This window comes from Brevundimonas sp. (genome assembly GCF_051858995.1).
In the GTDB taxonomy this organism is placed as follows: Bacteria; Pseudomonadota; Alphaproteobacteria; order Caulobacterales; family Caulobacteraceae; genus Brevundimonas.
Window position 1 is genome coordinate 103651 of the sequence record NZ_JBHYGN010000008.1, and the last position, 20112, is coordinate 123762.

A 20112-nucleotide genomic window follows, 5' to 3' on the forward strand; every position below is an offset into this window, starting at 1 on the left:
CATGGCCAACGCCCTGCAGTTCGGCGTCGCCCAATCAGGGCTGGACTATGTCCTGCGCCCCACCGCCTTCGGCCTGGTCTTCCATGACGGCAAGCTGGCCTGCGTCCGCGTCGACCGCGGCGAGGGCAGCTACTACGACCTGCCCGGCGGGGCCGTGGATGGCGACGAGACCGAGGAACAGGCCCTCATCCGCGAGTTCGTCGAGGAGACGGGCATGACCGTCCGCCCCTTCGCCCGCATCGCCGAGGCCTCGCAGTATTTCCTCAAGTCCACCGGCGAACCGCTGAACAACAGCGGCGGCTTCTGGATCGCCGAACAGGTCTCGCTAGATCCCTCCGCCAAGGTCGAGGCCGATCATGAGCTGGTCTGGCTGCATCCGCACACGGCCCTGAACGAGCTGCGCCACGACGCCCACGCCTGGGCGGTCGCCGCCTGGCTGCGCCGCTAGACCGAAATCGGCTCGATCAGACGCAGTCCAGCCGGGCTCAGACTTCGGTCCAACTTATTGGGCTGACCGCCCGTACGATCGCGAACACATTGACGCGGAAGGGAACACTCGTCTCCCGCCCTCGTTCTCCTGTCCGAAGCGCCGCCTTCCCCCGGCGCCCTCTCAAGGAGACTGAAATGCCCGATCAGGATCGCATCGAAGGCGCCGCCAAGAACCTCGGCGGCAAGGCCAAGGAATTCGCCGGCAAGGTCACCGGCGACGAAAAGCTGAAAGCCGAAGGCAAGGCCGACCAGGTCGAAGGCAAGGTCCAGAATGCCGTCGGCGGCCTCAAGGACACCCTTCGCGGCGACAAGCGCAACTAGGCCTTTTTCGCCTCACATCTCACGCGCCGCGCTCCCTTGGGAGCGCGGCGTCGTCATGTCAGGATCAGCGCGTCGCCACGCGGCAGCGGCCCATCCACTGGTTCTGCCTCTCATGGCTCATCGGTCGGTCGCAGGGCTCGTCGCGGGGCTCGGTCCGTTCACTTGGTTGGCCTCCGGCGCCCGCTCGACGGAGGCCTCGTCGCCGAAGACCCCGGTTAAGGAGCGGCCGAAGCCGCTCTCGGACCTCTGGGTCACCATTCGGCAGTTTTCCTGTGGCCGGGACGGAGAGGCGGGCTCGGATCGCTCCGCCATCGACGCCCGCGCCACCGCCAACCGGTTGCGCGCCGCCCTGCGGCAGGCCTCGTCGCCGTTGGCCCCGCGGCGCAGCCGCTCCCACCGCGCCGGATCGGTCAGCGCCCAGCCCGGCTCCTCCGCCCCAACTATCGACCGCCGCAGGCGCGGGGCGGGTCAACCCATTCAGCTGCACATTGAACGGAACTCGGCCCTGAGGCGGAGCGGGGGCCTGCGTCGGCGCGGTCGCCGGGTCTTGGGTCAGCAGGGCGATCAGCAGCATCAGCATGGGCGGTTCCTCCGCCCATCATCCTGCTTTCAAATAACGCTGGTGTCGGCTTGCGACTCCTGACGGCGTCTCAGTCCGAGCGGCCGCCCAGATTGATCCGCAGGCCTTCTTCCCGCACCTCCTGGCCGCCGACCGTGCACTCTTCGCGATAGGTCATGCCGCCGCCCTCGCGATTGCGGACGGGGCGGGTGTTGCAGGTCCGGTCGCGCAGGTCTGGCCCGGCGGGCACGCTGCGCGCCTGGGCGCCGCACTGCATGCCGTAGCGGTCGCCCGCCGCCTCCTGGCGGCAGTTGTCCACCGAGGCGGTCGGCCGCAGGCCTGCGGGCAGGGCGTCGCCCAGATTGGCGGCCAGGGCGAAGCGCACCCGGTTCTGGCAGGCGTCCATCGATTCCGAGGCGTTGCGGATCAGCGGACTGCACTCCGACCGCTCGTAGCCGAACGGATCCGTCTTCGCCCAGTCGGGGATGGTCGGGACCTCCGCGGGTGCGGCGACCGGCGCGGGCTCCACCGGCGTGGACCAGACGACCTGACCGGTCGTGGCCTGTTGCAGCATCAGGGCGGAAAGCACGGCGGCGGTCAGCATGGGGAACCCTCCGGATGTGTCGCGGTCACGCTAGCCTACTTGGCCAGCGCCCGCATCGCCTTTTCCAGCCCTTCCAGCGTCAGCGGATACATCCGCTCGTCGATCACCTCGCGGATCAGCCCGACCGAGGCGGAGTAGTTCCAGTACCGCTCCGGCGAGGGGTTCAGCCAAGCGACCTTATCCCACTGCTGCGTGGCCCGCTTCAGCCAGACCGCGCCGGCCTCCTCGTTCCAGTGCTCGACCGAACCGCCGGGCATGGTGATCTCATAGGGGCTCATGGTGGCGTCGCCGACGAAGATGGCGCGCCAGTCGGCGGGGTATTTGTTCAGCACGTCCCAGGTGTCGATCTTCTCGGTGTGCCGACGCCGGTTGTCCTTCCACACACCCTCGTAGAGGCAGTTGTGGAAGTAGAAGAATTCCAGGTGCTTGAACTCGGTCTTGGCCGCCGAGAACAGCTCCTCGCACATTTTCACATGGGCATCCATCGAGCCGCCGATGTCGAGGAACAGCAGCACCTTGATCGTGTTGCGCCGCTCGGGCCGCATGTGGATGTCCAGCCAGCCCTGACGCGCCGTGCCGTCGATGGTGGCGTCCATGTCCAGCTCGTCCGCCGCTCCCTGCCGGGCGAAGCGGCGCAGGCGGCGCAGGGCCACCTTGATGTTGCGGGTGCCCAGTTCGACCTGGTCATCCAGGTTCCGGTACTCGCGCTTCTCCCAGACCTTCACCGCCCGGCCGTGCTTCCCCGGCCCGCCGATCCGCACGCCCTCGGGATTGTAGCCGCCATGCCCGAAGGGGCTGGTGCCGCCGGTCCCGACCCATTTGCTGCCGCCCTCGTGGCGACCCTTCTGTTCCTCCAGACGCTCTTTCAGCGTCTCCATCAGCTTCTCGAACCCGCCCATGGCCTCGATGGCGGCCTTCTCCTCGTCGCTGAGGAATTTCTCATTCAGCAGCCGCAGCCAGTCCTCGGGCAGGTTGGTCGTCAGGTCCTCGCCCGCGCCCACCGTCTCGATGCCCGCGAACACCTTGCCAAACACCTGATCGAACCGGTCGTAGTGCTTCTCGTCCTTGACCAGAACGGCGCGCGACAGGTGGTAGAAATCATCCACCCGGCCCGAGGCCACGCCCTTGTCCATGGCCTCCATCAGATGGAGCCATTCCTTCATCGACACCGGAACCTTGGCGTCGCGCAAAGCTGTGAAGAAGGGCAGGAGCATGGGGGCAGACTAGGCCGTCTTCCGGTCCGGGAACAGGTGCGCGAACTAAAGCGGTCAGCGCGCGGCCTGGAAGATCTCCCAGCCGCCGGGGATCGACACCGCGAAGGCGAGTGTGCCCATCTTGGTCGCCTCGGGAGACTGGGCGTCACCGGTGGCCCGGGCCTTGAACGTCCAACCGTCGATGTTGCGCAGGACCACCACGGTCCGGCGGGTCTGTCCCTGAATTTCGGCGTCGAAAGCGGCGATCAGCGGCTCTTCCTGGCCCTGCAGCGAAACAACCGGGAACTCCCCTTCGACGGGGACCACATTCTGCCAGCTCCGATGAATGTCAGCCACGGCGGACGAGATCATATCGTCGGCCGGGTAGGCCTGCGGGTAACGGGTCGCGAACATGCTGATGAAGGTGGTCTCCCACCACGAGGCGCAACTGACGTCGTCCCCATGCGGCGGCCCGCCCTCGACGACGGGGTAGAAGGATATCGAGTCTCGCTGATCGCCGGTCGCGAACACGCAGACCATGCCGCTTCCGGTATGCTTGGCCTGCGGAACTTCGGTGGTCGTCACGTTGACGAAGAAGGCCCCGGCGTCGCTCCGTGCGATGACGTCGTCCGCATGCGCCTTGGCGGCGGCGATCTGCTCGGCAGTGGGGGGCGCATCCTGCGCGGCGACAGGCGCGGCGAACGCGAGCGCCGCCAGCAGGGCAAAAATCCGGATCATCGCCATCCCCCTTGGTTGAACGGCGATCAAGCCATGCCGTTCGGCCCGCGTCTATCCGCGTCGCAGAATGAACTCGTCGTCCAGCCAGCTTCCGACCGGATACTGATACTCGCCGGCCTTCTCGAAGCCGTAGGCGGCGTACAGCTTCTGGGCCTTCAGATTGCCGCTCCAGACGCCGATCCACAGCGGGCCGTCGGTATTGGCCTCCATCCACTCAAGCGACAAAGCCAGCAGCTTGGTGCCCAGGCCCAGCCCCTGCGCGGCCTTCGACACATACAGCCGCCGCAGTTCGGCGTGGCTGGCCTTGCCGTCGGGATGCGGCAGGGTGTTCGGCCCGGTATTAGCGAAGGCCAGCAGTTCGCCGTCCCGTTCGGCCACCCACCAGGCCGCGCCGGGCTCGGCCAGCTTGGTGCGGATCGTGTCGGCGTTGAAGCTGGCGTCCAGGAAGGCCGTCAGATCGGCCTCGGGGTAGGGGATCCCGAACCCGGTCACGAAGGTGTCTATGAAGGTCTCGCGCCCCAGGTCGGCAAGCGCTTGCGCATCAGCATCGCGGGCGGGACGGATCAGGGCGTCGGTCATGCCTTCGCCTTAGCGGGGGAAGACGTCCGGCGCGAGTGCGTCGGAGCCCGGAATCCGCGCTCGCGTGATCGTGCTGTTGCGGGAAGGTTGTCTCGGCGCGCGCGGGCGGTTACGACCTAAAAGGGCAGGGCCGCTCGGCGGTCACCCATGTACAGGCCTTGGGGGAGGAATAAGGACAGTTCGCCAGAGGCTTACGTCCGTACATCATGCCCTTCGCCGCGAGAGACTCATCCTTGGTCGACACCCCCGCGTCCGCGCAATCCGAGCCCGCCCCGTCCGCTGAACGCGTGCGGGCGACGCTGGTGGCCGTGCGTCCGGGCGCCATCATCCTGACGCGGCATGGCGAACCGGCCCTGTCGCGCAAATGCATGCTGACGTCGGACCAGTACCGCGACTGGTGGGCGAAATATGAGGTTGGCGGCCTGCGCGCCGGCCAGACCCCGCCGCCCGAGCTTCTGGCCGCCGCCGAGGGCGCGGGCGCCATCTACGCCTCCACCCGTCCGCGCGCGCAGGAAACCGCCGCCGCCGCCGCCGCGGGCAAGGAGGTCCTGACCGACGCCCTGTTCATCGAGGCGCCGCTGCCGCCGCCGCACTTCCCCTCCTGGTTCAAGCTGCCGCCGAAATACTGGGGCGCCGTCGCCCGCTTCTGGTGGCACGCCTTCAACCACCACGAAGGGCAGGAGACCCGGGTCGAGGCCGAGGCCCGCGCCGAACAGGCCGCCCAGGTGCTCATCGGCCGCGCGTCCTCGGGTGAGGACGTGCTGGTCCTCGCCCACGGCTACTTCAACCACATGGTCGGCAAGCGGCTGAAGGCCGACGGCTGGAAGCTCGTGCACAACCAGGGCTTCCGCTACTGGTCCCAGCGCCGATACGAGAAGCGCTGACCTCGCGACGGAGCAAGCCATGATCCGGCGATCCCTGCTGTCCTGCCTGCTCGGCCTGACCCTTCTGTTCGGCGCTGTCCCCGCCATCGCCCAGGACGCCGCCGAGGCGCCTGTCCGCGTCGCCCTCGTCACCGATCTGGGAACCATCGTCGTCGAGACCGATCCCCGCGCGCCCCAGACTTCGGCCAATTTCCTGCGCTACGTCGATCAGCGCCGCCTCGACGGCCTGACCTTCTACCGGGGCATGCAGCTTGGGCCGGACGCCGGTCTGGTGCAGGGCGGGGCCAGCGGCGCGCGCAGCGTCGTCCTGCCCCCGGTCGCCCATGAGCCGACCAGCCAGACGGGCCTGACCCACACCGACGGCGCCCTCTCCATGGCCCAGAGCGAGCCTGGCACGGCGACCGCCGACTTCTTCATCGTCGTCGGCAACCTGACCTCTCTGGACGCGGGCAAGACCACTCCCGACGATCCGGGGTTCGCCGTCTTCGGCCGCGTCATTGAGGGCATGGACGTGGTCCGCGCCATGCTGGCCGCGCCCAAGTCCGAGACCGAGGGCGACGACTACATGCGTGGCCAGATGCTGGAGCCCCGGGTGAAGATCATCTCGGCCCGTCGGGTGGAAGTCCCCGCCGCCTGACGGCTCAGGCGGCCTCGGTCGCCGTCTTCGCCTTGTCAATCAGGGTGGTCACGCTGCTCAGCAGGTCCGTGAATGCGCCCAGTCGGGTGACGATGTCCGCCTCGTCCTGACGCGCCTTGTCCACCGTGTCCTTGGCGTCCTTCGCCGCCTTGAACGCCGCCTCGACGTCCGGACCGGTCTCGCCCAGCCAGGCGTTGGCGGCCCGCAGCATCTGGGTGTGCAGCCCGTCCAGATTGGCGTTCACGGCCTTCAGTTGCGTCAGGTCGCCATTGCAGGCCCTGCGGTCCGCCTTGCGGGCGTTCCAGGCGTCGGAATAGGCCTGGGCGGCGACCGCGAACCGGTCTTCGTGGGTGCTGCTCATTGGCCGGCCTCCTTCGTTGCGGGGATCAGGGCGGTGATCTCGCCGATGGCCCGGTTCAGGTCGGCAATGTCGGCGCCGCCGACGGTCTCGAAATCGGCATGGGCCGCTTCCAGCTTGGCCAGGGCGTTCAGGATGGCGTCATAGCGCGCCGCCTGCAGTCGAACCCGGTCATTGGCCTGCCCGCGCACATAGGCCTGCAAGGCGCCGCGCGCCCTCAGGTCGGTGGCCAGAACCTGCTCGGCCTCGGGCGCCATGGTGACTCCCAGATCGGTCGCCATTTGCGCCAGCAGCGGCGAGCGCGAGATCAGGCCCGCCGCATACAGGGCCTCGATGGTCGCGCCCTCCTGCTCGGCGAAGCTGCCGGACAGGGCGTCGAACAGCCGCACCTCTGCCCCCAGCGAGGTGCGAAGCAGCACGACCGCCGCGCGGATGCGGGCGCTGCCGTCGCGCAGCCGCGTCCTCTGCCGGTCCCGCGCCAGCAGGCCGGCGCCCATGCTGATCCCCTGGCCCAGTGGCGCGTTGACCAGCGTCCCGGCGCCCGGGTCGATCACATCGGCATAGGCGTTGACGCTGCGGGTCAGCCGCCCGACGACGGTCTCCATCGCGCCCTCGGCGTTATACTGCGCCTCCTGCCCCAGCGCCCGATAGGCGTCTGCCAGCGCCGTCAGCGCCTCGGCCCGCAGGTTGATCGCCCGGATCAGCTTGCCGACCTCCTGCGCATTGGCGTCGCTCTGCTCCATCGGCTCGCACTGGGTCGGGTCGGGCAGTTCGACGCAGGTCTCCCAGGTGGTGGTGAAGGCCATCAGCTCTTCCTGTCGGTCCAGCCGTCCCGACAGGTCCCGTACTTCCTGGGCCGCCAGATCAGAAGCCGTCGCCCCGCTCTGGGCCAGTTGAACCGCCTGGGTGCGGGGCACTGCGGCGCAGGCGCCCAAAGCAGCGCACAGCCCGATGATCAGCACCCTGTCCATGAACGACCCCCGTTATCCGCGAACGCAGGTGGTGTATCTCGTAACGAGGGTATGTGGAACGGGCTTTCGACGGATTGCGGTGGCCCGGTGCGCTGACTAAGGAAGAGGTTCGTTCCTGGAAGCCCGATGACCGAAACCTCGATCCCCGCCGACCTCAGCTTTGAAGACGCCCTCCAGCGTCTGGAACAGATCGTCCAGAAGCTGGAATCCGGTCAGGCCCCGCTCGAGGAATCGATCGCCCTGTACGAGGAGGGCGCGCGCCTGAAGGCGCACTGCGAGGCCCGGCTCAAGGCCGCCCAGCTGCGCGTCGAGAAGATCGTCGTCGGCCCCGACGGCCAGCCGCGCGGCGCCGAGCCCGCGTCGTTCGACTGATGGCCGGTTCCGCCGAAACCATCGGCTTCGACGACTTCATGAAGGTCGACATCCGGGTGGGCCAGGTCCTCAAGGCCGAGCCCTTCCCGGAGGCGCGCAAGCCCGCCTACAAGCTGACCATCGACTTCGGTCCCGAGATCGGGATCAAGAAATCCTCGGCCCAGATCACCGTCCACTACACGCTGGAACAGCTCGAGGGCCGCAAGGTCGCCGCGGTGGTCAACTTCCCGCCGCGCCAGATCGGCCCGGTCATGTCCGAGGTCCTGACCCTCGGCTTCCCCGACGAGAACGGCGCCGTGGTGCTGGTCGGGTTGGATCGCGAAGTCCCCGTGGGCGGGAGGCTGTTTTGACCTCCATTCCGCACGCCGCCAATTCGCCGGAGCAGGGCGTCATCGATCGCGTGGCCGAGATCGCCGATCTGGTCACCGTCGCCCTCGACGAGCTCCTGCCCCGTGCCGAGGGCCCCGAGTCCCGCCTGACCGAGGCCATGCGCTATGCGGCGCTGGGACCGGGCAAGCGGCTGCGCCCCTTCTTCGCCCTTGAGGCCGCGACCCTGTTCGATATCGAGGAACGCCCCGTCCTGCGCGCCGCCTGCGCCCTGGAGTGCGTCCACGCCTACAGCCTGGTCCACGACGACCTTCCGGCCATGGACAATGACGACATGCGCCGGGGCCGCCCCACGGTGCACATCGCCTATGACGAGGCCACGGCCATCCTCGCCGGCGACGCGCTGCAGACGGCGGCCTTCGACATCATTCTGCACGAGGACACCCACGACGATCCCGCCGTCCGCTGCGAGCTGGCGGCGCGGCTGTCGATGGCGTCCGGCGCGCGCGGCATGGCCGGCGGCCAGATGATCGACCTGCTGGGCGTCCGCGACGACCTCGGCGGCGTGGCCCGCATGCAGCGGCTCAAGACCGGCGCCCTGTTCACCTTCGCCTTCGAGATCCCGCTGATCATCGCCGGCGCCCGCGAGGTCCACCGTCAGGCCCTGACCAGCTTCGCTCACGACATCGGTCTGGCCTACCAGATCGTCGACGACCTGCTCGACGCCGAAGGCGACGAGGACATCCTCGGCAAGGCCGCCGGCAAGGACGCCGCCCAGGGCAAGACCAATTTCGTCACCCTGCTGGGCGTCGACCAGGCGCGGCACAGGGTCGCGCACCTCGCCGACCAGGCCCGCGCCCATCTGGACGTCTTCGGCCCCGACGCGGATATCCTCAAGGCCAGCGTGGACTTTGTGCTTCAGCGCCGGAGCTGAACCTTGGCGCTCAACACCTCCATCCCGGCGCGTATTCTGCGGGTGAACCACGGGGGTGAGCACGGCGCCATCAGTATATACAGCGTCCAGATTGTTGCCGCCCGTTTGCGCGCGCCTGACCTGCTGCCCTTCCTTCAGGAAGCGTTGGAGCACGAGCGGTCGCATCGCCGCCGCTTCCGCGAACTGATGCCGACCCGTGACGGCAAGCCATGCCGGATGATGTGGATATGGGGTGTCCGCGGTGCGGTTCTTGGGCTGGTGACAGCGGCATTAGGGCGGGAAGCCATCCTCGCCTGCACCGAGGCCGTCGAGACAACAGTGCACAAACATCTCGACGATCAGATTCGATGGGCCGAGCCGCGCGACTCGGAGATGTACCGCGTCATCTCGGATATCCGGCTGGAGGAGGCAGCTCACATCGATTGGGCTTTAGCAAACCGGCGCGGTCGGGGATTTCAATGGCTGGAACAACTGATCAGCGCCGCGACGGCGACCCTGATCTGGATTTCCACTCGAGGCGATTCCGCCCGGCTGGGGCGTGAACTTGCCGTGGCGTGACCCGAAATCCAGAACCCACAGTGACAACATGGGCTCTCGCCGTGGGACTTTCCGCGCGCTAGATGCACCGTTCCTGCACGGATTTTTCAGACCGCATCGACCTGAACCGCAGCGAAATGCTCTACTGCGTGTTGGAAGATCAAAGGCCCAGGTACGAATTCCCCGAATGCCCGACACCCCTCTGCTCGATCAGGTGAAGTTCCCCGCCGATATGCGGGACTTCGACATCGCCCAGCTGAAGCAGCTGGCCGACGAGGTGCGCACCGAGACCATCGACGCTGTCTCGGTCACCGGCGGCCACCTCGGCGCCGGCCTGGGCGTGGTCGAGCTGACCGTCGCCCTGCACCACGTCTTCGAGACGCCCAGGGACATCCTGATCTGGGACGTCGGTCACCAGTGCTATCCGCACAAGATCATCACCGGCCGTCGCGACCGCATCCGCACCCTGCGTCAGGGCGGCGGCCTGTCGGGCTTCACCAAACGCGCCGAGAGCGAATACGACCCGTTCGGCGCGGCCCACGCCTCGACCTCGATCAGCGCCGCCCTCGGCTTCGCCGCCGCCCGCGACCAGAAGGGCGAGAGCAACCGCGTGGTCGCCGTCATCGGCGACGGCTCCATCTCCGCGGGCATGGCCTATGAGGCCATGAACAACGCCGTCGAGGCCACCAACGGCCAGCTGATGGTGATCCTGAACGACAACGACATGTCCATCGCCCCGCCGGTGGGCGGGATGAGCGCCTATCTGGCCCGTCAGGTCTCGGGCGGCGCCTATCGTCAGGTCCGCAATATCGGCAAGAAATTCGTCGAGCACATGCCGCGCCCGTTCCGCAACGCCGCGCGCAAGGCCGAGGAATACGCCCGCGGAATGGTCGTCGGCGGCACCTTCTTCGAGGAGCTGGGCTTCTACTACGTCGGTCCCATCGACGGGCACGACATGGACAACCTGGTCCCCATCCTGAAGAACGCGGCGGCCATCACCGACCGCCCGGTGCTGGTCCACGTCGTCACCCAGAAGGGCAAGGGCTACGCCCCCGCCGAAAGCAGCAACGACAAGCTGCACGCCGTGACCAAGTTCGACGTCGTCTCGGGCAAGCAGTCCAAGGCCGTCTCCAACGCCCCCAGCTACACCAAGGTCTTCGGGACCGAGCTGATCAAGCGGGCCGAGCGCGATCCGACCGTCGTCGCCATCACCGCCGCCATGCCGTCCGGCACCGGGCTGGACCTGTTCGGCGCCGCCTTCCCGAACCGCACCTATGACGTCGGCATCGCTGAGCAGCACGCCGTCACCTTCGCCGCCGGTCTGGCCGCCGACGGGATGAAGCCGGTCTGCGCCATCTATTCGACCTTCCTCCAGCGCGGCTACGACCAGGTCGTCCACGACGTCGCCATCCAGTCCCTGCCGGTCCGCTTCGCCATGGACCGCGCCGGTCTGGTCGGCGCCGACGGCTCGACCCACGCCGGTTCCTTCGACATCGGCTTCATGGGCGCGCTTCCGGGCATGGTCCTGATGGCCGCCTCGGACGAGGCCGAACTGGCCGCCATGATCGCCACCAGCCTCGAGATCGACGACCGCCCCTCGGCCTTCCGCTATCCGCGCGGCGACGGCGTTGGCGTCGAGATCCCGGAACTGGCCGCTCCGCTGCAGATCGGCAAGGGCCGCGTCGTCCGCGAGGGCACGACCGTCGCCATCCTCTCGCTGGGCACCCGCCTGCAGGAATCGCTCAAGGCCGCCGATGCGCTCGCCGCGCGCGGCGTCTCGGCCACCGTCGCCGACGCCCGCTTCGCCAAGCCGCTGGACGAGGAGCTGATCCTGCGTCTGGCCCGTGAGCATGAGTGCCTGATCACGGTCGAGGAGGGCGCCATGGGCGGCTTCGGCGGCTTCGTGCTCCAGATGCTGGCCGAGAAAGGCGCGCTCGACGCCGGCCTCAAGATCCGCACCCTGCACCTGCCCGACGTCTTCCAGGATCAGGACAGCCCGGTCGCCCAGTACAATCAGGCCGGTCTCAACGCCGACCACATCGCCGCCGCCGCGCTTCAGGCGCTGGGCGTCGAGGCCAGCCGCGCCGTTCGCGCCTAGGACGCCCTGACAGGCAACCGGATCGACCCTCGCCCCGTTCTGCTGCGGACCGGGGGCGCTGTTGATCCGGAGCGCCGTCATGAAGTTCATCCTGCCAGTCGTCCTCGCCCTCGCCGCCGGGCCCGCCTTCGCGCAGGAGGCGGCGGAGAGGCCCGCGCCCGAACCCCTGCAGATCTTCCGCGACGGCGACGCGGCCATGAGCTGCGTCCAGATTTCCGACGAGGCCGCCGCGCTCAGTCAGGAATTCGGCGGCGAACAGGGCGGCGGCGTTTTCAGCTCGGTGGTCAATGTCGGTCGCGCGGGCGCCTCCATGCTGATCCCTGGCGCCGGTCTGGCTATCGCCGGGGCCGACGCCCTGACCCGGCCCGACCGCGAACGCCGCGAGGCGCGCGAACAGGCCCTCGAACAGCGCTGGTACTATCTCAACGGCCTCTACACCGGCCTGCGCTGCAACCAGCCGCAGGCTGCGGTCTCGGCCCCGGCGGCTCCGGCGCCCGCGCCCGGTCCTGCCCCTGCGGTGGTCATTCCTCCTCCCGCGCGCCCTTGAACTTGCGAACCGTTCGCAATATCTCCGACCCAGTCCTTTATCGACCCGGAGACGGTCATGTCCGCTGAACCCCCGCGCCCCTTCGACTGGAACGGCGACAGCGGCGACCGCTGGGTCGAGAACCAGGTCCGGCTGGACCGCATGCTCGCCGCCTATGGCGACGCCCTGCGCGACGCGGCCCAGGCTCAGCCGGGCGAGCGGGTTCTGGATGTCGGCTGCGGCGCGGGCGTGACCACCCTCGATCTCGCGCCCCTCGTTGCGCCGGACGGCCGGGTCACCGGCGTCGACATCTCCGGCGCCCTGATCCGTCGGGCGCGCGAGATCGCGGGTGAACAGGAACTGCCGGTCAAATTCCTGCTGGCTGACGCCGCCGCCGGGCGGTTCGACCCGATCCACGACCTGATCGTCTCGCGCTTCGGCGTCATGTTCTTCGATGAACCCGTGGCCGCCTTCCGCAACCTGCGCACGGCGTTGAAGCCGGACGGCCGCATGGCCTTCGTCTGCTGGCGCGGGGCAGGGGAGAACGACTGGACCCGCCTGCCGATGACCGCCATCCGCGGCATCGTCCCACCGCCCCCGCCCGCCGATCCCGAGGCGCCCGGCCCCTTCTCCTTCGGCGATCCGGCCCGGGTTGAGCGCATCCTGACCGAGGCGGGCTTCACCGAAATCCGCATCGTCGCCGTGGACGAACCGGTCCTCTTCGGCGTCGGCCCGACCCCGGACCAGGCGGTCGAGGACGCCGTCGCCAACGCCGTCAAGGTCGGCCCCCTCGAACGCGTCCTGAAGACCGTCTCCGACGACACCCGCACCCGCGCCATCGCCGCGGTCCGCGCCGCCTACCGCGCCCGCCTCACCCCCGGTGGCGTCGTCATCTCCGGCGCCGCCTGGATGGTGACGGCGCGGAACGGATAGCCACACCCCTCGAGTGCAGGGGGCCTCGAGGGCAGGGATGGATCCTGCCCGCGTGCTCGCCGCGCGCTCGAGGAGCGGGCCGATGACGACCCTGATCGTTACGTCCGCCCCGCGTCGGTCGTCAGCAATGGCGTCGGCGGATGATCCGGTAAGGCCATGAGTACAGGGCCACCAGCCGGAGGAGCGTGTGGAAAACGGCCACGCGGGACGTCGATCTCGTCGAAACGGTAACAACTAACTCAAACACCGGGCGAGCCCCCGGCGTCCCGCGCCCTTCCCACCCTCGCCGGATCACACCGGTGGGGACGAACCCGCACGCCCCCTCTCCCCAGAGGAGAGGGACGCCCGACGCCCCACACCCCAACACCCCACGCTCCACCAGCCACGCTTCCCCGAATCCCGCCCCGGCGCAGCGACCGTTCGCCACGCTCGCCCTGCGGAGAAACAAACGTGCATATTTTCAATGATCTAAACCAATCTCACGCCGCCTTGACCTGCGGGGGGCTCACCTATAGGTTCCGCGCCGAATTCAGACCCCCTCCGGCGTTCGTCCACAGGCGGATCAAGGAGTGCTGAGGCCGCCATGTCCCTACCACCGGAATCGCGCGAAGAGGCGATCGCTCGTCTCACCAAGAGCGCATCCGAACTGGAGACGCGGAATGCTCCGCCGACCTCTTCGGAGATCGCGGGCATGGCTGTGGCCAATCAGGCCTGGAAGATCGTCGCCGACCTGTTCGGGGGCGTTTTCCTGGGTCTGGCGGCGGGGTTCGGGGCGGACTGGCTCTTCGGGACCAGGCCCTGGGGGATTATCGGCGGAGTCCTTCTGGGCTTCGCCTTGTCGATTTACATGGCGCGTCGCACAGCCAACCGGCTGATGGCGCAGGCGAAGGCGGCCGGGGTGGAACCCAAATCCATCCCGTTCGACGATGAAGACGAGGAGCGATAGGCCTTGGCCGATCCGATTCACCAGTTCCAGATCGTTAAGGTCGTCGACCTGCCCGACGTCACCCTTCCGCTTGTCGGGACGGTGGATCTGGCGATCACGAATTCGCACATCGCCATGACCCTCGCCTTCGTGCTGGTCGTCGGCTTCCTGACGCTGGTCACCTCGAACGCCAAGGTCGTTCCGGGCCGTATGCAGGCCGCCGGCGAGCAGCTGTTCGGTCTGGTCAACGGCGTGACCGACTCGATCATCGGCCACGAGGGCCGCAAATATTTCCCGTTCGTCTTCACCCTGTTCATGCTGATCCTCGGCATGAACCTGCTGGGCATGTTCCTGACCTTCACCGCCACCTCGCAGCTGGCGGTCACCGGCACCTTCGCCCTGCTGACCATCCTGCTGGTCATCGGCATCGGTTTCGCCAAGCACGGCCTGGGCTTCTTCGCCCTGTTCTGGCCGACCAGCGCGCCGTTCGCCATTCGCCCGGTCGTCGGCCTGATCGAGTTCCTGTCCTTCCTGCTGCGCCCGATCACCCTCGCGCTTCGTCTGTTCGGCAACATGCTGGGCGGCCACATCGCGCTGAAGATCTTCGCCGGCTTCGTCGTCTCGATGGGCGCGCTGGCCGCCGCGGGCGGTCTGGGCCTGCTGGGTCTGCCGGTCGCCGCCCTGTCGCTGGGCATGGTCATCGGCCTGACCGCGCTCGAGTTCCTCGTGGCCTTCCTGCAGGCCTTCGTCTTCGCCGTTCTGGCCAGCATCTATCTCAACGATGTGGTCAACCTGGGCCACGGCCACTAAAAGCCCGCCCAGCCTTCCTTCCAAACCAACCCTGACTGAATAGGACACTCATCATGGAAGCCGAATCCTTCAAGTACTTCGGTATCGGCCTGGCCACCCTGGGCATGCTCGGCGCCGGCATCGGCGTGGGCAACATCTTCGGCCAATTCCTGGCCGGCGCCCTGCGCAACCCGTCGGCCGCCGCCTCGCAAGTCGGCAACCTGTTCGTCGGCGCCGCCCTGGTCGAAGCCCTGGGCATCCTGGCCTTCGTTCTGGGCATCCTGGCCTGGCTGGGCTGATCCAGCGATCACGCTGAAAACGACGGCGTGAACAGGCTGCTCAGCCTGTTCCGCCGTCGTCGCCTTTTCCAGACCGAACGGACTTCCGATGGCCACCACCCCGACTGACCCCCACGCCGGCGCTCACGCGACGACCGAGGCCGAAGGCCACGGCGGCGGAGGCGGCCTGCCGCAGTTCGAAACCCAGCACTGGTTCGGGCAGATCGCCTACCTGCTGGTCCTGTTCCTCGTCCTCTACCTGCTGATCAGCAAGGTCTTCGCGCCGCGCATCCGCCGCGTGATGGACGAACGGGCTGAAACCATTTCCGGCGCCGTCGCGACCGCCCGTCAGGTGCAGGCCGAGGCCGCCGAGCAGGCTGAAGCCGCCAAGGCCGATGTCGCCCGCGCCCGCGCTGAATCGCGCGCCACCGCCCAGGCCGCCGCGACCCGCATCGCCGAGGAAGCCGCCGCCCGCAAGGCGACCGAGGAAGCCGCCGTCTCGGCCCGTATCGCCGAGGCCGAAAGCGCCATCGCCAAGACCCGTGACGCCGCCATGCAGAATGTCGGCACGATCGCCAACGACACCGCCTCGGCCATCGTCGAGCGCCTGACCGGCAAGGCCCCCACGGCCGCCGAGGTCGCCGCCGCCGTCAAGGGAGCCGCCTGATATGCCCGCCTTCCTCGATTTCGGTCACTTCTACAGCTTCTCGAACCCTGAACTCTGGGTCGCCATCGGCCTGATCCTGTTCTTCGGCATCCTCGTCTGGGCCGGCGTTCCCAAGCTGATCGCCAGCCAACTGGATCTGAAGGCCAACACCATCCAGGCCGAACTGGACGAGGCCGCCCGCCTGCGCGCCGAGGCCGAGGCCCTGCTGGCCCAGATCCGCGCCGAGAAGGCCGAGGCTGAAGCCCAGGCCGCCGCCATGCTGAAGGCCGCCGAGGACGACGCCCGTCGTCTGGAAGCCGAAGCCAAGGTCAAGCTGGAAGAGTCGATCGCCCGCCGCCAGGCCCTGGCCGAGCGTCGCATCGAACAGGCTGAGGCCCAGGCCACCGCAGAGGTGAAGGCTGCCGCCGCCGACTTGGCCGCCAAGGCCGCAGAGCAGATCCTGACCGCTCGCGTGGCCGGCCAGAAGACCGACCCGCTCCTCGACGCCGCCATCGCCCAACTGGGTACGCGGCTGAACTGATCGGTCGATCAGCGCAAAAGAACAAAGGCCCCGTCGGACTCCGGCGGGGCCTTTTTCTGATCAATGGGCCGGAGCGACGCCGACCGGATGGGCCAGCTTCTTCTCGCGCCGCACCAGACGGCCGTAGACGTTGCCCAGCACGATGCCGAAGACGGCGTGGCTGGCGATCATCCAGGCCAGGGTGCCGAACCCGGCGCGCATGAAGAACATGCCCGCGTTCATCAGCGGGGCCAGGAACAGGCCCATCAGGATGAAGGCGCCCACGGCGAACAGGATGCCCTTCGACTCCGGCGTATCCGTCGGCAGCTTCGGGCACAGGATGCCGAACAGCGGCCCCAGGATTAGCGTCCCCGCCGCGATATGGGCGATCCAGCCGACGGCCGGAATGTCCCGGACGCCGAACATGAAGGACAGAAGCTGCGGGAAACTGACCGCCCAATGGCCGACGGTCATATTGATGGCCTCAAGCACCGAGACCACGACAGTGGCCGCGAAACCCGCGACCAGACCCTTTTGTACGCGTGACATCATGACCAGCAGCGCCTCCCAACGCCTGTTTTCGGTTCTGATAACGCAGGGAGGAGCATACGCCTCTGATCTGGAACGGCGTTCACTTTGACGTGCTTCGCAGGTGCGGCGCCCGGTTCGCGGGAGCGATCAGCCGAAGGCGACGCCGGTCAGCTGCTCCGACGCCGACCACAGCCGGGCCGCGACATCGGCGTCCAGCGCCTGCGGACGGACCTGCGCCGGGCCCGGCGGGCCCTTCAGGTCTTGCCAGCCCTGCGGCCCATAGTAGCCGCCGGGGGCGACCTCCGGGAGCGTGGCGGCCATCAGGGTCGGCAGGGCGCCGTCCGCGGACGAGTGGCCGAACAGGCGCTCGAACACGCTGATGACGCCGCGATAGAGGGCGCCCGCGCCCTGTCCCGGCCCATTGGCGATCAAGTCGGTGTGCGCATAGCCCGGGTGAGCCGCAACGCTGGTCAGGCCCCAGCCGTTCGAATCGCTGCGCCGCTGCAGCTCGATGGCGAACATCAGCATGGCCAGCTTGGACTGCTGATAGACGGGCCAGGCGCGATAGCCCTGCTCGTAGTTCAGATCGTCCAACCGGATGCGCCCGGGCTTGTGCGCGATGCTGGCCAGTTGCACCACCCGGGCCTTCGCCGCCGTCAGCAGGGGCAGCAGCCGGGCTGTCAGGGCGAAATGGGACAGGTAGTTGGTCCCGAACTGCATCTCATGCCCGTCGGCCGTGGTCTGCCGCTTGGCTAGGGCCATCACGCCCGCATTGTTGATCAGGATGTCGATGGGGCGGCCCTCGGCCAGCATCCGGTCGGCGAAGGCGTTCACATCCCCCAGCCGGGCCAAGTCGACCTGTTCGAAGCGGAGCAGGGCGTCGGGGAAGGCGCTGCGGATGGCGGCAAGGGCCTCGGCGCCCTTGGCCGGATTGCGACCCACCAGAACCACCTCGGCGCCCTTTCCAGCCAGCGCCAGGGCGGTCTCCAGCCCCAGGCCGCCGGTGGCCCCGGTCACGACCGCCAGCCTGCCGGTCTGGTCGGGAATATCGTTTGTGGTCCAGTTCGCCATCAGGGTTATCCTGTCTCTGAAAAGAGTCGCCTCAAAGGGCTCCGGCTTGCATATCTGCATCCGGTGCAAATATGCAAGAAGTGCAAGATAACATTTCCTCCCCGACGCCGGGGCTGCGTGAGCGCAAACGCGCCGAGACCCATGCCCGGATCCAGTCCGAAGGCATCCGCCTGTTCGTCGAGAAGGGGTTCGAGGCCACGACCCTGGACGAGGTCGCGGCGGCGGCGGACGTCTCGCGCCGCACCCTGCTGAACTATTTCGGATCGAAGGAAGAGATCGTCTTCTCGGCCAAGGCCGAGATCCCGCAGATGATCGCCGACGCCGTGGCCGCGCGTCCGGCGGAAGAGTCGCTGCTGGACATGGTCGAGAACGCCCTGCTGGATCTGGCGCGGCGGCATCAGACCGAGCAGGTGCGGGCGATCACGGTGCTGATCGGCGCGACGCCGTCGCTGCAGGCCGGGGATCAGGCCAAGTACGAGCGGATCGAGCGGCTGCTGGCCCAGACGCTGGCGATGAAGAAGGGACTGCCGGAGGACGATGTGTCCTGCCGGATCGTGGCGGGCGCGGCGGTCAATATTCTGAAGCTTTCGACCGCCGAATGGCTGAAGCGGCCGGACCAGTCGCCCGAGGTGTTCGGTCGGGAAGCCTTTGCGGCGCTGAGGCGTATCGCGGGCTGAAGCCTCCCCCGCGCGAGGCGGGGGAGGGGGGCAGGCTCAGGCCGCCTGGTTGGAGCCTTCCGGGGCGGTCCAGCGCAGCACCGGCGAGCGGGCGGCGCGGGTCTCGTCCAGACGACGCAGCGGGGCGTGGAAGGGTGCGCCCTTGAAGCGGTCCACATCACCGGCCTTGGCGGCGCCGGCCAGCAGACGCATCGCCTCGATGAAACGATCCAGTTCGGCCTTGGACTCGGTCTCGGTCGGCTCGATCAGCATCGCGCCGTGGACGACCAGCGGGAAATACATGGTCATCGGGTGGAAGCCCTCGTCGATCATCGCCTTGGCGAAGTCGAGCGTGGTGATGTCCGTGCCCTTCAGCCATTCGTCGTCGAACAGGGCCTCGTGCATGCACGGGCCCTCCGGGAAGGCCGGGCTCATCAGGTCCGACAGGCGGGCCTTTATGTAGTTGGCGTTCAGGACGGCATCCTCGGCGACCTGACGCAGGCCATCCGAACCATGGCTCATCATGTAGCTGAGGGCGCGGACATACATGCCCATCTGGCCCTGGAAGGCGCACAGGCGGCCGAAGGCCTGGGCGGCCTCGTCTTCCTCGCGTTCGACCAGACGGTAGCCGTCGGCGTCGTGCACCACCCACGGGGCCGGGGCGAAGGGTGCCAGGGCTTCCGACAGCACCACCGGACCGGCGCCCGGACCGCCGCCGCCGTGCGGCGTCGAGAAGGTCTTGTGCAGGTTGATGTGCATGGCGTCGACGCCCAGGTCGCCCGGACGGACTCGGCCGACGATGGCGTTGAAGTTGGCGCCGTCGCAGTAGAAATAGGCGCCCGCCTCATGCGTCAGGCGGCTGATCTCGAGGATGTCGCGCTCGAACAGGCCGCAGGTGTTGGGGTTGGTCACCATGATGGCGGCCACGTCGTCACCCAGCTTGGCGGCCAGATCGGCGACGTCCACGCGGCCGTCATCGGTCTGGGCCACCTCGACCACCGAATAGCCGACGAAGGCGGCGGTGGCCGGGTTGGTGCCGTGGGCCGAAGTCGGCACCAGCACCTTGCGGCGCTTCTCATGCTGGCCCGAGGCCTCGTGCGCGGCGCGGATGGCCATCAGGCCACACAGTTCGCCGTGGGCGCCCGCCTTGGGCGACAGGGCGACGGCGGGCATGCCGGTCAGGGTCTTCAGCCAGTGGGCCAGGCTGTCCATCAGCTCCAGCGCGCCCTGCACTGTCGACTGCGGCTGCAGCGGGTGAATGTCCGAGAAGCCCGGAAGGCGGGCCATCTTCTCGTTGAGGCGCGGGTTGTGCTTCATCGTGCACGAGCCCAGCGGATAGATGGCCAGGTCGATGGCGTGGTTCTTCTGCGACAGGCGCACATAGTGGCGCATCGCTTCCGGCTCCGACAGACCGGGCAGGCCGATCGGATCCTTGCGGACCAACTCGCCGAGGTCCGAAGCCGAACCCTTGGGCTCCGGCAGGTCGACGCCGGTCTTGCCCCAGCCTTCGCCCTCGAAGATCAGGGCTTCGTTCTGCAGCAGGCCGCGGCCGCCGGTCAGGGTGGCGGGCTTCGAGGTCACTTGGTTCGGGGCGGTCGGACGGCCGACGGTGTTCATGGTGCTCATCGTCTTGTCT

The 20112-nt window shown here is 68.1% G+C and carries 26 protein-coding genes; 17 read left to right on the top strand and 9 right to left on the bottom strand.

Annotation, left to right across the window (positions count from 1 at the left end):
- The first annotated feature begins 1 nt into the window (after position 1).
- Both ACTIEF_RS08045 and ACTIEF_RS08050 read left to right on the top strand, forming a co-directional pair.
- Entirely contained in the window at positions 2–448 is a 447-nt protein-coding gene (locus ACTIEF_RS08045) for an NUDIX domain-containing protein (protein ID WP_439471612.1), read from the top strand.
- 176 nt (positions 449–624) lie between these two features.
- Positions 625–810 carry a CsbD family protein gene (locus tag ACTIEF_RS08050; protein WP_439471613.1) on the top strand — a complete coding sequence of 62 codons (186 nt, stop codon included), beginning with the start codon at positions 625–627 and terminating at the stop codon, positions 808–810.
- Positions 811–1460: 650 nt separating this feature from the next.
- Here the strand turns inward: ACTIEF_RS08050 and ACTIEF_RS08055 are convergent.
- The 4 genes from ACTIEF_RS08055 to ACTIEF_RS08070 are packed head-to-tail and all read right to left on the bottom strand — an operon-like array spanning position 1461 to position 4483.
- Entirely contained in the window at positions 1461–1973 is a 513-nt protein-coding gene (locus tag ACTIEF_RS08055; protein ID WP_439471614.1) for a hypothetical protein, read from the bottom strand.
- 35 nt (positions 1974–2008) lie between these two features.
- The gene (locus ACTIEF_RS08060; RefSeq protein WP_439471615.1) at positions 2009–3187 is read right to left on the bottom strand and encodes a vWA domain-containing protein; all 1179 of its coding nucleotides are present in this window, start codon (positions 3185–3187) and stop codon (positions 2009–2011) included.
- Positions 3188–3241: 54 nt separating this feature from the next.
- Positions 3242–3910, bottom strand: a complete 669-nt coding sequence (locus tag ACTIEF_RS08065; RefSeq protein WP_439471616.1) for a hypothetical protein — start codon at positions 3908–3910, stop codon at positions 3242–3244.
- 45 nt (positions 3911–3955) lie between these two features.
- Positions 3956–4483, bottom strand: coding sequence for a GNAT family N-acetyltransferase (locus ACTIEF_RS08070; protein ID WP_439471617.1), 528 nt, complete (start codon positions 4481–4483; stop codon positions 3956–3958).
- A gap of 233 nt (positions 4484–4716) precedes the next feature.
- Here ACTIEF_RS08070 and ACTIEF_RS08075 point away from each other — a divergent pair, with 233 nt between their 5' ends.
- Positions 4717–5367, top strand: a complete 651-nt coding sequence (locus tag ACTIEF_RS08075) for a histidine phosphatase family protein (protein WP_439471618.1) — start codon at positions 4717–4719, stop codon at positions 5365–5367.
- A 19-nt stretch (positions 5368–5386) separates the two neighbouring features.
- Positions 5387–6004: a peptidylprolyl isomerase gene (locus tag ACTIEF_RS08080; protein ID WP_439471619.1), complete on the top strand. Its 618-nt coding sequence runs from the start codon at positions 5387–5389 to the stop codon at positions 6002–6004.
- Between the two features lie 4 nt (positions 6005–6008).
- Here the strand turns inward: ACTIEF_RS08080 and ACTIEF_RS08085 are convergent, their stop codons facing one another.
- Together ACTIEF_RS08085 and ACTIEF_RS08090 are read right to left on the bottom strand one after the other, a co-directional pair.
- A complete protein-coding gene (locus ACTIEF_RS08085) occupies positions 6009–6365 on the bottom strand; it encodes a hypothetical protein (protein ID WP_439471620.1) in 357 nt (118 codons plus the stop codon).
- Entirely contained in the window at positions 6362–7333 is a 972-nt protein-coding gene (locus ACTIEF_RS08090; RefSeq protein WP_439471621.1) for a hypothetical protein, read from the bottom strand. The genes ACTIEF_RS08085 and ACTIEF_RS08090 overlap by 4 nt, the downstream gene beginning before the upstream one ends.
- A gap of 126 nt (positions 7334–7459) precedes the next feature.
- Here ACTIEF_RS08090 and ACTIEF_RS08095 point away from each other — a divergent pair, with 126 nt between their 5' ends.
- From ACTIEF_RS08095 to ACTIEF_RS08150, 12 genes are all read left to right on the top strand, one after another.
- On the top strand, positions 7460–7705 hold the full coding sequence (locus ACTIEF_RS08095; protein WP_439471622.1) for an exodeoxyribonuclease VII small subunit: 246 nt from the start codon (positions 7460–7462) through the stop codon (positions 7703–7705).
- Entirely contained in the window at positions 7705–8055 is a 351-nt protein-coding gene (locus tag ACTIEF_RS08100) for a tRNA-binding protein (protein ID WP_439471623.1), read from the top strand. Before ACTIEF_RS08095 ends, ACTIEF_RS08100 begins: the two co-directional genes overlap by 1 nt.
- Before the next feature lie 41 nt (positions 8056–8096).
- A complete protein-coding gene (locus ACTIEF_RS08105; protein WP_331046552.1) occupies positions 8097–8966 on the top strand; it encodes a polyprenyl synthetase family protein in 870 nt (289 codons plus the stop codon).
- A 3-nt stretch (positions 8967–8969) separates the two neighbouring features.
- Entirely contained in the window at positions 8970–9524 is a 555-nt protein-coding gene (locus ACTIEF_RS08110) for a demethoxyubiquinone hydroxylase family protein (protein ID WP_439471624.1), read from the top strand.
- Positions 9525–9690: 166 nt separating this feature from the next.
- Positions 9691–11601, top strand: coding sequence for a 1-deoxy-D-xylulose-5-phosphate synthase (dxs, locus tag ACTIEF_RS08115; RefSeq protein WP_439471625.1), 1911 nt, complete (start codon positions 9691–9693; stop codon positions 11599–11601).
- Positions 11602–11680: 79 nt separating this feature from the next.
- Complete coding sequence (locus tag ACTIEF_RS08120; protein ID WP_439471626.1) at positions 11681–12148, top strand: hypothetical protein; 468 nt, start codon at positions 11681–11683, stop codon at positions 12146–12148.
- 57 nt (positions 12149–12205) lie between these two features.
- Positions 12206–13060 carry a class I SAM-dependent methyltransferase gene (locus ACTIEF_RS08125; protein WP_439471627.1) on the top strand — a complete coding sequence of 285 codons (855 nt, stop codon included), beginning with the start codon at positions 12206–12208 and terminating at the stop codon, positions 13058–13060.
- Between the two features lie 691 nt (positions 13061–13751).
- Positions 13752–14006 (top strand): AtpZ/AtpI family protein, encoded by a 255-nt coding sequence (locus tag ACTIEF_RS08130; protein ID WP_439471628.1) that lies wholly within the window; start codon positions 13752–13754, stop codon positions 14004–14006.
- Between the two features lie 3 nt (positions 14007–14009).
- On the top strand, positions 14010–14795 hold the full coding sequence (locus ACTIEF_RS08135) for a F0F1 ATP synthase subunit A (protein ID WP_439471629.1): 786 nt from the start codon (positions 14010–14012) through the stop codon (positions 14793–14795).
- Positions 14796–14848: 53 nt separating this feature from the next.
- Positions 14849–15073, top strand: coding sequence for a F0F1 ATP synthase subunit C (locus tag ACTIEF_RS08140; RefSeq protein ID WP_029416762.1), 225 nt, complete (start codon positions 14849–14851; stop codon positions 15071–15073).
- Positions 15074–15161: 88 nt separating this feature from the next.
- Positions 15162–15719: a F0F1 ATP synthase subunit B family protein gene (locus tag ACTIEF_RS08145; RefSeq protein ID WP_439471630.1), complete on the top strand. Its 558-nt coding sequence runs from the start codon at positions 15162–15164 to the stop codon at positions 15717–15719.
- A 1-nt stretch (position 15720) separates the two neighbouring features.
- Positions 15721–16239 (top strand): F0F1 ATP synthase subunit B, encoded by a 519-nt coding sequence (locus tag ACTIEF_RS08150; protein ID WP_439471631.1) that lies wholly within the window; start codon positions 15721–15723, stop codon positions 16237–16239.
- Between the two features lie 60 nt (positions 16240–16299).
- Here ACTIEF_RS08150 and ACTIEF_RS08155 read toward each other — a convergent pair whose 3' ends face one another.
- Both ACTIEF_RS08155 and ACTIEF_RS08160 read right to left on the bottom strand, forming a co-directional pair.
- A complete protein-coding gene (locus tag ACTIEF_RS08155) occupies positions 16300–16770 on the bottom strand; it encodes a DUF6789 family protein (protein ID WP_439471632.1) in 471 nt (156 codons plus the stop codon).
- Between the two features lie 126 nt (positions 16771–16896).
- Complete coding sequence (locus tag ACTIEF_RS08160) at positions 16897–17820, bottom strand: SDR family oxidoreductase (RefSeq protein ID WP_439471633.1); 924 nt, start codon at positions 17818–17820, stop codon at positions 16897–16899.
- A 71-nt stretch (positions 17821–17891) separates the two neighbouring features.
- On the opposite strand from ACTIEF_RS08160, the gene ACTIEF_RS08165 reads away from it, so the two are divergent.
- A complete protein-coding gene (locus ACTIEF_RS08165; RefSeq protein WP_439471634.1) occupies positions 17892–18497 on the top strand; it encodes a TetR/AcrR family transcriptional regulator in 606 nt (201 codons plus the stop codon).
- 36 nt (positions 18498–18533) lie between these two features.
- On the opposite strand, the gene gcvPB is transcribed toward ACTIEF_RS08165, so the two are convergent.
- Complete coding sequence (gene gcvPB / locus ACTIEF_RS08170) at positions 18534–20102, bottom strand: aminomethyl-transferring glycine dehydrogenase subunit GcvPB (protein WP_439471635.1); 1569 nt, start codon at positions 20100–20102, stop codon at positions 18534–18536.
- Positions 20103–20112: the final 10 nt, after the last annotated feature.

Coding starts and splice junctions, on each gene's coding strand:
- gcvPB (WP_439471635.1), bottom strand. CDS start 20,102: ATGAGCACCATGAACACCGTCGGCCGTCCGACCGCCCCGAACCAAGTG.
- ACTIEF_RS08085 (WP_439471620.1), bottom strand. CDS start 6,365: ATGAGCAGCACCCACGAAGACCGGTTCGCGGTCGCCGCCCAGGCCTAT.
- ACTIEF_RS08055 (WP_439471614.1), bottom strand. CDS start 1,973: ATGCTGACCGCCGCCGTGCTTTCCGCCCTGATGCTGCAACAGGCCACG.
- ACTIEF_RS08155 (WP_439471632.1), bottom strand. CDS start 16,770: ATGATGTCACGCGTACAAAAGGGTCTGGTCGCGGGTTTCGCGGCCACT.
- ACTIEF_RS08065 (WP_439471616.1), bottom strand. CDS start 3,910: ATGGCGATGATCCGGATTTTTGCCCTGCTGGCGGCGCTCGCGTTCGCC.
- ACTIEF_RS08120 (WP_439471626.1), top strand. CDS start 11,681: ATGAAGTTCATCCTGCCAGTCGTCCTCGCCCTCGCCGCCGGGCCCGCC.
- ACTIEF_RS08165 (WP_439471634.1), top strand. CDS start 17,892: ATGCAAGAAGTGCAAGATAACATTTCCTCCCCGACGCCGGGGCTGCGT.
- ACTIEF_RS08150 (WP_439471631.1), top strand. CDS start 15,721: ATGCCCGCCTTCCTCGATTTCGGTCACTTCTACAGCTTCTCGAACCCT.
- ACTIEF_RS08100 (WP_439471623.1), top strand. CDS start 7,705: ATGGCCGGTTCCGCCGAAACCATCGGCTTCGACGACTTCATGAAGGTC.
- ACTIEF_RS08045 (WP_439471612.1), top strand. CDS start 2: ATGGCCAACGCCCTGCAGTTCGGCGTCGCCCAATCAGGGCTGGACTAT.
- ACTIEF_RS08145 (WP_439471630.1), top strand. CDS start 15,162: ATGGCCACCACCCCGACTGACCCCCACGCCGGCGCTCACGCGACGACC.
- ACTIEF_RS08080 (WP_439471619.1), top strand. CDS start 5,387: ATGATCCGGCGATCCCTGCTGTCCTGCCTGCTCGGCCTGACCCTTCTG.
- ACTIEF_RS08140 (WP_029416762.1), top strand. CDS start 14,849: ATGGAAGCCGAATCCTTCAAGTACTTCGGTATCGGCCTGGCCACCCTG.
- ACTIEF_RS08060 (WP_439471615.1), bottom strand. CDS start 3,187: ATGCTCCTGCCCTTCTTCACAGCTTTGCGCGACGCCAAGGTTCCGGTG.
- ACTIEF_RS08095 (WP_439471622.1), top strand. CDS start 7,460: ATGACCGAAACCTCGATCCCCGCCGACCTCAGCTTTGAAGACGCCCTC.
- ACTIEF_RS08130 (WP_439471628.1), top strand. CDS start 13,752: ATGGCTGTGGCCAATCAGGCCTGGAAGATCGTCGCCGACCTGTTCGGG.
- ACTIEF_RS08050 (WP_439471613.1), top strand. CDS start 625: ATGCCCGATCAGGATCGCATCGAAGGCGCCGCCAAGAACCTCGGCGGC.
- ACTIEF_RS08125 (WP_439471627.1), top strand. CDS start 12,206: ATGTCCGCTGAACCCCCGCGCCCCTTCGACTGGAACGGCGACAGCGGC.
- dxs (WP_439471625.1), top strand. CDS start 9,691: ATGCCCGACACCCCTCTGCTCGATCAGGTGAAGTTCCCCGCCGATATG.
- ACTIEF_RS08160 (WP_439471633.1), bottom strand. CDS start 17,820: ATGGCGAACTGGACCACAAACGATATTCCCGACCAGACCGGCAGGCTG.
- ACTIEF_RS08070 (WP_439471617.1), bottom strand. CDS start 4,483: ATGACCGACGCCCTGATCCGTCCCGCCCGCGATGCTGATGCGCAAGCG.
- ACTIEF_RS08090 (WP_439471621.1), bottom strand. CDS start 7,333: ATGGACAGGGTGCTGATCATCGGGCTGTGCGCTGCTTTGGGCGCCTGC.